9 protein-coding genes are annotated in these 13,247 nt (G+C 31.4%); all 9 read right to left on the bottom strand.

Features of this window, described 5'->3' with window-relative positions; all coding sequences use genetic code 11:
- Positions 1-359: 359 nt before the first annotated feature.
- The gene (locus I4V51_RS13705; RefSeq protein WP_195988997.1) at positions 360-1,541 is read right to left on the bottom strand and encodes a cytochrome c biogenesis protein/redoxin; all 1,182 of its coding nucleotides are present in this window, start codon (positions 1,539-1,541) and stop codon (positions 360-362) included.
- 112 nt (positions 1,542-1,653) lie between these two features.
- Positions 1,654-4,212, bottom strand: coding sequence for a selenium-dependent xanthine dehydrogenase (gene xdh, locus I4V51_RS13700; RefSeq protein WP_195988996.1), 2,559 nt, complete (start codon positions 4,210-4,212; stop codon positions 1,654-1,656).
- 308 nt (positions 4,213-4,520) lie between these two features.
- The gene (locus I4V51_RS13695; protein ID WP_195988995.1) at positions 4,521-5,609 is read right to left on the bottom strand and encodes a 4Fe-4S binding protein; all 1,089 of its coding nucleotides are present in this window, start codon (positions 5,607-5,609) and stop codon (positions 4,521-4,523) included.
- A 48-nt stretch (positions 5,610-5,657) separates the two neighbouring features.
- Positions 5,658-6,992 (bottom strand): putative aminohydrolase SsnA, encoded by a 1,335-nt coding sequence (gene ssnA / locus I4V51_RS13690; protein ID WP_195988994.1) that lies wholly within the window; start codon positions 6,990-6,992, stop codon positions 5,658-5,660.
- A gap of 107 nt (positions 6,993-7,099) precedes the next feature.
- Positions 7,100-8,305 (bottom strand): diaminopropionate ammonia-lyase, encoded by a 1,206-nt coding sequence (dpaL, locus tag I4V51_RS13685; RefSeq protein ID WP_195988993.1) that lies wholly within the window; start codon positions 8,303-8,305, stop codon positions 7,100-7,102.
- Positions 8,306-8,323: 18 nt separating this feature from the next.
- Positions 8,324-9,694 (bottom strand): nucleobase:cation symporter-2 family protein, encoded by a 1,371-nt coding sequence (locus tag I4V51_RS13680; RefSeq protein WP_195988992.1) that lies wholly within the window; start codon positions 9,692-9,694, stop codon positions 8,324-8,326.
- Between the two features lie 55 nt (positions 9,695-9,749).
- Complete coding sequence (arcC, locus tag I4V51_RS13675) at positions 9,750-10,682, bottom strand: carbamate kinase (protein WP_195988991.1); 933 nt, start codon at positions 10,680-10,682, stop codon at positions 9,750-9,752.
- Positions 10,683-10,802: 120 nt separating this feature from the next.
- On the bottom strand, positions 10,803-11,996 hold the full coding sequence (ygeW, locus tag I4V51_RS13670; RefSeq protein ID WP_195988990.1) for a knotted carbamoyltransferase YgeW: 1,194 nt from the start codon (positions 11,994-11,996) through the stop codon (positions 10,803-10,805).
- A gap of 40 nt (positions 11,997-12,036) precedes the next feature.
- Positions 12,037-13,236 carry a YgeY family selenium metabolism-linked hydrolase gene (locus I4V51_RS13665; RefSeq protein WP_195988989.1) on the bottom strand — a complete coding sequence of 400 codons (1,200 nt, stop codon included), beginning with the start codon at positions 13,234-13,236 and terminating at the stop codon, positions 12,037-12,039.
- Between the last annotated feature and the right edge of the window lie 11 nt (positions 13,237-13,247).

Raw genomic sequence — 13,247 nt, 5'->3', positions numbered from 1 at the left:
TATTTCAATATATAAACAAATAATTCGTAATTTATTTCCGGTATCCTTTCCAGTTTTACTTATAATACTTTAAGCGCTATTAATTAGTATACTAATAACAATTTTATTACATTTATTACTTTTTATTTAATATTATTACATTTTATTTTATTTTTTACTTTTTTTCAGTTTTTTTCTTCTAAATTCAACTTAATATTAACATCATCCTTCTTACTAGTCAATAATTTTTAACTTTTTTTGTAATTTTTTACAACTTTAATATTAACTTTAATTGAATTAAACTTTTGTTGTAAAAAATGATTTTTCACAAATAAATAAGCTGCTTTACATATAACAGCTTATTTATCCAATATTAATTTTTATTTAACATTCTCTATTATAGTTCTCATGCTTTTTTTATCCATAGCACCAACAAACCTTTTTACTATCTCACCTTTATCATTAATTATAAATGTAGTTGGAAATCCATTTATATCATATTTATAAACTAGCTCTCCTCCAAAATCCATAACTACAGGAAATGTATATTTATTTTCCTCTAAAAATTTTATTACCTCTTCTTCTGAACCTTCACCACCTAAATTTGGTGATGCTACCCCTAATATTATAATTTCATCATTATTTTTCCCATATTCTTTATATAATTCCTCTATATCAGGCATTTCACCTCTACACGGAGGACACCAGGTTGCCCAGAAATTTAGAAATACAGTTTTTCCTTTATATTGACTTAAACTATGTTCATTTCCATATTGATCTTTCAACATAAATTCTATAGCACTCTCTCTATTTCCATTCCCTTTATCCTCATTTATACTTTCATTTTCTTTTATACTATTATATTGTTTATCTTGATTAATACCTATAAAGCCATTAAAAACCATAACTAAACCACTTACTATAAGAAGAACTCCACAAATTTTCTTTATTATTCCCATATAACTTTTCATTTTTTCTATACTTCTAAATAATTTATTATAAAATACTGCTACTATTATAAATGGTAAAATAAATCCAATTGTATATATAAATATTAATAAGTTAGCCAGAATTGTACTGCTTGAACTTGATGCCATAATAAGTACCGATGCTAATATTGGACCAATACAAGGTGTCCATCCAAAACTAAAAGTAAATCCTAATATAAATGCAGATAAAGAATTCATCTCTTTTATTTGTACATTAAATCTCTTTTCCCTATTTAATAATTCTGATTTAATTATATCTATATAAAATAATCCCATAAATACTATAATTATTCCGCCAATAACCATTATATAATCTTTATTTTCAATAAAAAATGAACTTAATATATTTACGGATGAACCTAATATAAAAAATGTAGTTGAAATTCCTAAAACAAATAAAATAGTATTTTTAAATAGTGATGTTTTAATAAATTTATTATTTTCATTTTTTAAAACATCAACATTGCTATTAGATAATATACTTAAATAAATTGGTAAAATTGGTAATATACATGGTGAAAAGAAGGACAATAGGCCCTCTATAAATACTAGCAGAAAATTTAACTGTTGCATTTTCTCATCTCCCCTTAATTTAACTCTATATACTTTTTATTAATTCCCTCACTAATATATATTAGAAAAACACCATTACTATACAATAATGGTGTTCTTATTATTTAAATATTTATTTTTTAGTTTTTTTATAAAAAGTATTCTCTAAAGGTAGCTTAGTCCTGAAAACCCCATCTAATTTATAATATGCTCCTTGAACTGCTGGTGCCGTTGGTATACAAGTTATTTCACCAACTCCCTTAGCCCCATATGCTAATTCCGAATTATTTTTTTCAACTATAATACTTTCTATTTCTGGAACCATAGTTGTTCTTAAAAGACCTAATGTTCCAAATTTAGCAGTTGGAATTGAATCTTTTAATGGATAATCTTCTGTTAATGCATACCCTAGCCCCATAACTACCCCACCTTCAATTTGTCCTTCAACATTTAAAGGATTTATTGCTCTTCCAACATCATGAGCAGCAATAACTTTCTCAACCTTTCCATCCCTATTCAAAACCACAACTTGAGTAGCAAATCCATAAGCAACATGACTTACTGGATTCTTCTTATCACTACCCATTTTATCAGTTTTTCCATAAAACTCACCATAAAACTCTTTCCCATTAAGTTCAGATAATGTTTTCGTTTTAAGTGCTTCTTTTAGTTTCAAAGCTGCCACTCGTGTAGCTTCTCCTGTAAATAACGTCTGTCTTGATGCAGTTGATGTCCCTGCATTTGGAGTTAACTTAGTATCTGGCTTTATCCATTTCACAATACTTGAGTCTAAATCTAAAGTTTCACATACTATTTGTGTCATAGTAGTTCCTATGCCTTGTCCCATACAAGCTGCTGAAGTTCTTATAATAATACTTTCATCTTTAATTTCTAAGATAGTTCTTCCTATATCAGGAAGCCCAACTCCTATACCTGCATTTTTAAATGCACATGCTATTCCTACAAGATCATTTTTTTCATATTCTTCTTTGACAGCTAATAAAGTATCTTTTAATGCTGTTCCTGCATCTGCAATTTGTCCATTTGGTAACTCCTGACCCGGTTCAATTGCATTTCTCCATCGCATCTCCCAAGGTGATATACCCACAAGTTCAGCTAACTGATTTATATTAGCCTCGTTTGCAAATGCTGATTGAGTTACTCCAAATCCTCTAAAGGCTCCCGCTGGTGGGTTATTTGTATAAACTGCTATACCTTCAACTTCAGAATTTTGATAATTATAAGGACCTGCTGCATGAGTACATGCCCTTTGTAATACTGGCCCTCCTAAAGATGCGTAAGCTCCTGTATCTGCAATAATTTTAGCTTTCATTGCTGTTAATTTTCCATTTTCATCACAAGCAGTTGTAAATTTCATCTTCATTGCATGCCTCTTTGGATGAACTTTTATGCTCTCTGCTCTTTTCAAAGCCATTTTTATAGGCTTTCCAGTTAAAAATGCAAGTAATGCTGTATGATGTTGACAACTCATATCCTCTTTACCACCAAATCCCCCACCAACATACTTAGATATTATTCTTACTTTATTTTCTTCTACACCTAGTAATGATGTAATTTCATGTAAATCATCATAAACTGATTGAGTTCCAGTATAAACTACTAGCTCTTCATCTGTTGGAACCGCTAATGCACTTTCAGGTTCTAAAAAAGCATGCTCCGTAAATGGAACAGAATACGTATTAGTTACAACATACTTAGAATTTTTAATAGCTTCATCAACATTGCCTCGTTTTAGAACTTCTCTTGCTAGTATATTACCACCCTTATGAAGTTCCGGTGCACCTGCTTTAAGTGAATCTTCTGGTGAAGTCATAGGTATTAACTTATCATATTCTACTTTAATTAAAGCCATAGCTCTTCTTGCTATATCTTCACTTTCAGCTGCAATTAAAGCAATAGTATCACCTACATATCTGGTTTCCTCTCCTATTGCTATTAAAGCTGGCCAGTCCTTTTTCAAATGTCCACAAAATCTATTTCCCGGTATATCATTGGCTGTAATAACTTTAATTACTCCTTCTAATTTTAAGGCCTCATTATAATCAATACTCTTTATTAACATTCTAGGAAATTCAGCTCTAAGCGCTACACCATACAACATTCCTTCAATTTTCAAATCATCACAATACCCATCTAATGCTAATATCTTATCCTCTGCATCAACTCTTCCTAAAGAATCTCCAACCAAGCCTTTACATCTTACTAATGGGACTTCCTTGTTATCTCTTATAATTTCAGCCGCTAGTAATATAGCTTCTTCAATTTTCTTATATCCTGTACACCTACATATATTCCCCTTAAGTGCCATTTTTACCTCATCTAATGTTGGTGTTAATGTCTTATTAAATAATCCTGTAGCACTTATAACCATCCCTGGTATACAAAAACCACATTGAACAGCACCAACCTTTGTAAAAGAGTAAGCAAATGCCCTTTTATAATTCTCATCTAACCCTTCAACCGTAATAACAGACTTGTTTTTAACCTTATCTCCCTTTAATATACATGCCCTAGTTGCTTTTCCATCAACTAAAACCATACAAGCTCCGCAAGCTCCTTCCCCACACCCATTTTTTACTGATATTAAATCTTCTTTATCTCTTAAAAATCTTATTAAAGATTCATTTTCCCCTATACCACACACTTTTCCATTAAGCAAAAAATTAACCATATCCCCTCTCCTCCCAAAATTAATATGTACAACTGAAACAAATTTCGCACTACAGTGAGAATGAAAAATGGAATATTACTTTTTCGGGAAGCTGTGAAATTTTAACCCTAAATCTATATAATTAATTCTACAGCTTAATTTCAATACTTCACTCCAAATTAATATTTCATTTTTTCTCTTCACTGTTTTTCTTCTTCCTCCACTTATAAATAACGATTCCTACTACAAATTTGCATAATAAATCATTAACTTTAAGATAATTCTGCTTTAAATTTCAGTATCACAACATCTAAGCTTTAGTTGGCAATTTAGTTATATTGCATTGTTAGTGCTTGTTTTGGACATTTTGTTACGCAAAGTCCACATCCAAAACATTTTGAATTATCTATGTGAAGCTTGTCTGTTATTTCAATTGCTTCATATACGCAACTTACTTTGCATTGTCCACATTTAATACATTTATCTAAGTCTACACATGGTGGAATAGCATTCGTTCTAAATTTTCTTTGCTCTGCTTTTTTATATGAAAGGCCAATTATTTCATTGACATCTTTATACCCATGACTATCTAAAAATTCATTTAACTCTTTAGATATTTTTCCATATACTGTTGGACCTCGTAAAATAGCTTCAGTACATACTTGAACGGCACTAGCCCCAGCCATTAACATTTCAGCCGCATCTCTTCCTGAGCTTACTCCCCCAACACCTATAATAGGAATCTTAACTACTTTAGAAGCATCATAAATATTTCTTATAGCTAATGGTCTAATTGGTGATCCTGAAAGCCATCCATAACCTTTTTCACTTCCCATAATTGGATACCCAGTTTCAACATCAATTCCCATACAAGGACCAAAAGAATTAATCATAACTAATCCATCTGCTCCAGCTGACTCTAATGCCTTAGCTATATTTTGAATATCTGTATGTGGACTCATTTTCATAAAAACAGGGCAATCTAATGCTTCCTTTGCTGCTTTCATTGCATTAACTATTGGTTCAATATCTGTTCCAACATAATGTGTAGAAAGTTCTACTGCATCTGCATAAGGCTTAACCAAAGGTGCAACCTTTGAAATTTGTTCTGCTGTATATCCCATACTTACTATCATAGGAACTCCAGCTTCCTTAGCTCTCTTATATTCTTTTGCTACCCATTGTTCCTTCGGTAGCTCTGACCATAATTCTGTATTTAAAAATCCTGAATTAGTTTTTGCCATACAAGGCCTTGGTACGTCTGCCGGATTTTCTGAAATAGTTTTAGTTACTATCCCCCCGGCTCCCCCATTAACAGCTTTCACACAAAGCTCTCCATCCTTTGCCCCAGGCCCTGCGGCTGTAAAAATAGGATTATTAAATTTCATTCCTAATATATCAATATTTAAATTTGCCATACTCATACTCCCCTCTCTTTTATCTAATAAATACTTAACCTAAATTTTTCAAAGCCTTTTCCATAGCCTTTCAGCTACCTGTCGTGATTTCTTATAAATAAGCTCTTCATCAATATTAACTATAATCCTATCTTTCATTATAACTTTTCCATTAATAATAGTTGTATCAACACTTCTACCACAAATACCAAATAAAATATGCCCAAAATAATTTTCCTTATCTATAGGAGTTATAGGATTATAATCTACAACTATAATATCTGCATAAGCCCCTTCTTCTAACACACCTAATGGATTTTTATAGTATTTAGACGCAATTTCCTTATTATTTTTGAATATCATTTTAGATGTTTCCATAAAACCAACATTAGAATTACATAAATTATGTTTATGAATAATATTTTCAACTTTCATTGATTCAAACATATCGCTTGTATATCCATCTGTTCCAATACCAACTCTAATTCCTTTATCAATCATTTTAATAACAGGAGCCACTCCAACAGCATTTGCCATATTAGACTCTGGATTATTTACAACATTTGTATTAGTCGCTTTTAATATATCAAGTTCCTCTTCATTAACATGAATACAATGACCTGCAATAGTCTTATCACCTAATATTCCATAATCCATTAATCTTTCAACTGTTCTTTTGCCACTATAAATTAAACTATTCTTTAAATCATCAATACCTTCTGACACATGAATATGATATCCAGAATCTATTCCATTCATGGCTTCTTTACACTTTTCTAAACTTTCATGACTTAATGTAAATGATGCATGCATTCCAAACATACCTTTAGTCATATCATCCTCTTTTGTATTTGCATATTTTATAAAGTCGATATTTTCATTAATTCCTTGTTTAAGTATTCTTTGTCCATCTCTATCAGAAACCTCATAGCAATAACATCCTCTTATTCCTAATTCATCTGCTACATTAGATATAGCAAATAAACTTCCCTCTACAGCCATAGGGCTTGCATGATGATCAAAAATAGTGGTTACACCACTTTTTATACATTCAATTAAAGTTGTATAAGCACTATACCTTATGTCTTCTAATGAAAGTTTTTTATCAATTCTCCACCAAACATTTTTTAAAATATCAGTAAATGTTTCTGCTGGAGGATTCTTTAGATTTAATCCCCTCGCAAAAGCACTATATATATGATGATGAGTATTTATCATTCCTGGCATTATAAGCTTTCCCTTAGCATCTATAAACTCATCATATTTATCTTCATACTTTAACTTAATTAAAGATGTTTCTCCAACATCTTTAATTATATTTCCCTCTACAGCTATGCATCCATTATCTATAAATTTATTATTATCATCGTTAGTGATTACTCTTCCATTACCAATTAAAATCATTCCTCCACCTACTTTTTAATATTTTTCCCCTTACAATTAACCATAATATTATAATTATGTTAAAAAAATTAAATTTTAAATAACTAGGTGCTACTTTTATAATTTTTTTAATATTCATCTTTCCAAACAATTTCTCTATATTTGTCAGGATCAGTGTCTCCTTCTGTACTAAACAAAAGAATCTTTGAATTCTCATCTAATCCTAATTTTTCCTTTAACTCTAAATACTCATTATTAGTCATTATTTCATATAGTAATCCTAATGTTACTGCCCCTGATTCACCAGAAACTACTTTTTTATCTTCATTAATTGGATTTCCAAGAATCCTCATTCCATTAGCAGAAATATAGTCGGGTGCTGAAACAAACATACTAGAACAATTTTTAAGAACATCCCATCCAATAATATTAGCCTCACCACAAGCTAAACCAGCCATAATTGTAGGCATATCACCGTCTACAACTCTTAATTCTCCATCATTAGCGACAGCTGATTTATAAATACAAGCTGCTTCGCTAGCCTCTACAATAGTAGTTATAGGACAATTTTCCTTATAGACAGCTGCAAAAAAGCCTTGAATTGCACCAGCTAAAGAGCCTACCCCTGCTTGTATAAATATATGTGTAGGTCTTTCAACTCCAAAATTCTTAAGCTGATTTAGAGCTTCTAATCCCATAGTTCCATAACCTTGCATTATCCAAGCTGGAATATCTTCATATCCTTCCCATGCTGTATCTTGAATAACTACTCCATTATGCTCACTGGCATATTTAGCTGCTAATCTAACAGCCTCATCATAGTTCATATCTGTTATTGATGCATCTGAACCTTCTTTTCTTATATTCTCTAATCTTATTTGAGAAGAGCCCTTAGGCATATATACGACTGATTTTTGTTTTAATTTATTAGCAGTCCAAGCTACTCCTCTTCCATGATTTCCATCTGTTGCAGTTACAAATGTTATATCTCCAAGCTCATCTCTTACTTCATCAGATATTAGCCTTTCATATGGTAGTTCTGAAATATCCTTCCCTAATTTCTGAGCTAAGTATTTTGCCATTGCAAAAGAACCACCTAATACTTTAAATGCGTTTAATCCAAATCTATATGATTCATCCTTGATGTATATTCCTCCAACCCCTATTTTTTTACTTAAATTATCTAAGTTAACTAATGGTGTCTCTTTATATTGTGGAAAACTACTATGAAATTGTTTAGTCTTTTCAATTTCTTCTTTACTTAAGAAGTTTAATCTATTTTCATCCTCTACCTTTAGCAAGGTATTTTCTTTCCATTCTATTTTTTCTCTCATAAATATCAAACTCTCCTTTTAAGCCTTATTTATAACTCCAATATTATCTTTATCACTTTCTTCTACTTTTACTTTAACATCGTTATTTTCTTCTTTAGGCAAAATTAAATTTAATGTTATTGCAACTAAAGTTGTTACAACTATTGATGATTTACCAAATATAGAAATTGCCCAAGTTGGAAATAATCCTAAAGAACCTTCAACTTGTACAATTCCAGTTCCTAAAGCTATAGCAAGTCCAACTATCGTTGTATTCCTAGTAGTTAACTTACTAGCTGAAATCATTTTTATTCCAGTCATTGTAATTGTTGCGAAAACAGTAATAGTAGCTCCTCCTAAAACACATTGAGGTATGCTTATTAATATAGAAGAAAACTTAGGTATTAAACCTGATAATATTATTACTATTGATGCAAATATAAAAATTCCTCTATTTATAACTTTATTCATAGTTACTATTCCAACATTTTGACTAAAAGTAGCAGTTGGCATACAACCAAATAATGAACCTAATATACTTGATATCCCATTCCCAACTATTCCACCTGATATCTCTTCATCTGTTGCTTCTCTATTCATAGCTCCATTTGTAGTTGCAGATAAATCTCCAATAGCCTGTACTGAATTTACTATATGCATTACAACCATAGATATTATAGCCGTAGCATTAAAGCTTAATCCAAAGTGCATAAATTTAGGCATTTGAAAACAACTAGCCTCTCCTACCTCTACAAAAGAAACCATACCTAATAATAATGAAATAATATACCCTACTATTATTCCACATAATATAGATGCTAACTTTAAAGTTCCCTTAGTATAAAAATTCAAGAAAATTACAACTGATAACGTAATTACTGCAATAAGCCAATTCAAAGGTGATCCAAATCCTTCATTTCCAACTCCTCCTGCAATATATTTAACTGCAGTTGAATATAATGAAAGTCCAATAGCAAAAATTACTGTTCCTGTTACTATTGGTGGAAAAAATTTAGTTAGTTTTTTAGAAAACAACCCAAAAATTATAGCAACTACTCCACCACAAATTTGTGCTCCAAATATTGTGGCCATATTAAATTCACCAGCTATAGCTGTTAAGGTTGGAACATATGCAAAACTAACTCCCATTATTATTGGTAATTTTGACCCTATCTTCCTGCCTATTGCAAATATTTGAATTAAAGTTGCAATTCCTGAAAAAACAAGTGATGATTGTACTAATAAAATTTTATCTGTAGCATCTAAACCTGCTGCTGATGCAACAATTATAGCTGGTGTTACACATCCTACAATCATGGCTACAACATGCTGTAATCCTAATGGTACAAGTTCCTTTAAACTAATCTTTCCATAAAACTTGAAAAGCTGTGACTTTTTATTTTTTTCCATAAATCCTCCATCACTCTCTTAATACGTTTACATAAAGTCTCTTTTGTAATACAGCTTATTTATATATTTTCGTTCCTGTTTTACCCGCTATACCTGATTTAGCTTTTTCTAGCAATGTAATTAATGCATATCTTCCCTCTTTAGATTCTGCAAAATCAATTCCAGCTTCTACTTTAGGTTTCATTGATCCTGGTGCAAAATGCCCTTCTTCAACATATTGCTTCATTTCATTTGTACTAACTTCACTAAGCCATTTTTCATTTTCCTTTCCAAAATTTATAGCTACTTTTTCTACTGCTGTTAAAATAATAAAGCAATCTGCATCTATAGCTTTAGCTAATACACAACTAGCATAATCTTTGTCAATAACTGCTCCTACACCTCTTAAGTGATTACCCTCACTAATTACAGGAATTCCACCGCCACCACAAGCTATAACTACCTGTCCACTTCCAACTAAAGTTTTTATAGTTTCAACTTCAACTATTCCTATTGGCTTAGGTGATGCAACTACTCTTCTGTATCCTCTACCACTATCTTCTATTACCTTTTTTCCTTCTTTTATTATGCTATCTGCTTCTTCTTTTGTCATGAAAGCACCTATAGGTTTACTAGGATTATCAAATGCACTATCATTTGGATCAACCTCAACTTGAGTTATTATTGTTGATACTCCTTTATTTATATTTCTATTTAATAATTCCTCTCTTATAGAATTTTGTAAGTCATATCCTATATATCCTTGACTCATTGCTACACATACAGACATAGGACATATTGAATATTTTTTGTTTGTTTTATGAAATTCTGTCATTGCACTATTAATCATTCCCACTTGTGGTCCATTTCCATGAGATATAATGACATCGTTCCCTTCTTCTATTAAATCAACTATAGCCTTTGCTGTTGATTTAACAGCTAACATCTGCTCTGCTAAGGTATTACCCAAGGCATTTCCACCTAAAGCAATTACTATTTTCTTTCCCATCCCTATACTCCTTCCCTTTTCAAATATTATTAATTAACCTCAAATTAAATATTAAACTAAGAACCAAAAGTAAAAATATTTTTTTGCTCTTAGTTCCCAGTTATACCTTTATTCTTTAATCTATTTACTTTGACGTTCCTTTCCTTTTTCCTCAAGATTTTTTAAAGTTTCTTGTGGATTTTTAATTTTACTTAGGAAAATCATCGCAGCAATAACATATGGTTTAAAACTAGCTTCTTTATATAATGATGTTCTATATCTATCAAATACTGAAGCTTCTACTTCTCCTTCTTCACAGCTTACTCCACTTATATCTGCTGGTAAGCAGTGTAAATATATTGCTTTTCCATCTTTTGTTGTCTTCATTAATTCTTCAGTACATTCCCAATCTTTATAATTTGCATTTTGTGCTAATAGCTCTTTTTCTAAAGCTTTAATACCTTCACTATCCCCTTTAGCATATAAATCCGTACGTTTTTCCATTGCACTAAATGGAGCCCAGCTCTTTGGATATACTACATCAGCATTCTTAAACGCTTCTTCCATAGAATTTGTTTTTATAAATGATCCACCTGACTCTTTTGCATTTTTCATTGCTATTTCTTCAACGTCTCCCATTACTTCATATCCTTCAGGATGAGCAAGTACAACATCCATTCCGAATCTAGTTAATAATCCTATTACACCTTGAGGTACTGATAATGGTTTCCCATATGAAGGAGAATATGCCCAAGTCATAGCTACTTTCTTTCCCTTTAAGTTTTCTATTCCACCAAATTCATTTATTAAATGTAATGTATCTGCCATTACTTGAGTAGGATGATCTATATCACATTGCAAGTTAACTAAAGTAGGAACTTGCTCTAAACATCCATCTTCATGCCCTTCTCTAACCGCCTCTGACACTTCTCTCATATAAGTATTACCTTTACCTATATACATATCATCTCTAATTCCAATTATATCTGCCATAAAAGAAATCATATTTGCAGTTTCTCTTACAGTCTCACCATGAGCAATTTGAGATTTTCCTTCGTCTAGATCTTGAACTTCAAGTCCAAGTAAATTGCAAGCTGATGCAAAGCTAAATCTTGTTCTAGTTGAATTATCTCTAAATAATGAAATTCCTAAACCACTATCAAAAACTCTTGATGAAATATTATTTTTTCTTAACTCTCTTAAGGCTTCAGCAATTGTAAAAACAGCCTTTAATTCATCTTCCGACTTCTCCCAAGTTAATAAAAAATCGTCGTTATACATATTTTCAAATTTCAATTCATTTAATTTTTTAATATACTTATCCATTAATCCCATTTTATATCTCTCCTCTTATTCCTATTATTTAAAAATTTAACTATTTCTCTCTACAATAAATAGTTGGCATAGCAGCATAAACCGCAGCACATCTTACTAAATCTGCTTTCCAAGTCTTTTCGTTAGGAGCATGAGCTTCCTCTTCTTTTCCTGGTCCAAATCCTATACATGGTATTCCGAATCTACCCATTATAGAAACTCCATTAGTTGAGAATGTCCACTTATCAACCTTTGGCTCACCATACATTCCTTTATATGCTTCAACCATAGCCTTAGTTGCTGGTGCTTCTGCTGGTATTACCCAAGTTGGGAAATAACAATCAGTTGGATATACTAGATCTGTATAGCTTGGTCTCTCATATTTATACATTGAAACTTCAGCCTTATATTTCTTTACAAATGGTAAATTTCTTACTTCCTCTAAAGCTGATTGATATGTTTCTCCGTCTGTTAGTCGTCTATCTAATGATATTGCACACATATCTGCTACTGCACAACGTGATGGTGAGTTAAAGAATATTTCAGAAACAGTAACGGTTCCTTTACCTAAAAATTCATCATAATGAAGATTATCATTTAATACTCTTACTTCTTGAAGTATATCTGCCATTTTATAAATTGCATTATCTCCACGTTCTGGTGCAGATCCATGACAAGATACACCTTTAACTTCAACTCTTATTTCCATACGTCCACGTTGACCTCTGTAAATATTTCCATTAGTAGGTTCTGTAATTACTACAAATTCTGGTCTTACCTTATCTTCATTATATATATATTGCCAACATAGACCATCACAGTCTTCCTCCTGAACAGTTCCTGTTACTAATACAGTATATTTATCACTTAAAAGGCCTAAATCCTTCATTATTTTTGCTCCATAAGTTGCTGATACAATTCCTCCAAGTTGATCTGATGCACCACGACCTCCTATTTCTTCATCAGTTTCATATCCTTTATATGGATCAAAATTCCAATTGCTTAATTCTCCAAGTCCGACTGTATCAATATGAGCATCATATCCTATTAATGTTTCACCAGTACCCATATATCCTAAGATATTACCCATTCCATCAATTTCAACCTTATCAAAACCTAGCATTTCCATTTCTTCAGCAATTCTATTTATAACACCTTTTTCTCCGCAACTTTCTCCTGGTATTGCTATTAAGTCCCTTAAGAACTTAGTCATACTATTTTCATACCCTTCTGCTTGTAACTTAATTGATTTAAAATCCATAATACCCTCCC

This window comes from Clostridium sp. D53t1_180928_C8, assembly GCF_015667795.1.
In the GTDB taxonomy this organism is placed as follows: domain Bacteria; phylum Bacillota; class Clostridia; order Clostridiales; family Clostridiaceae; genus Clostridium.
The sequence above is the reverse complement of the archived record's forward strand: the minus strand, read 5'-3'. Positions and strand labels throughout refer to the sequence as shown.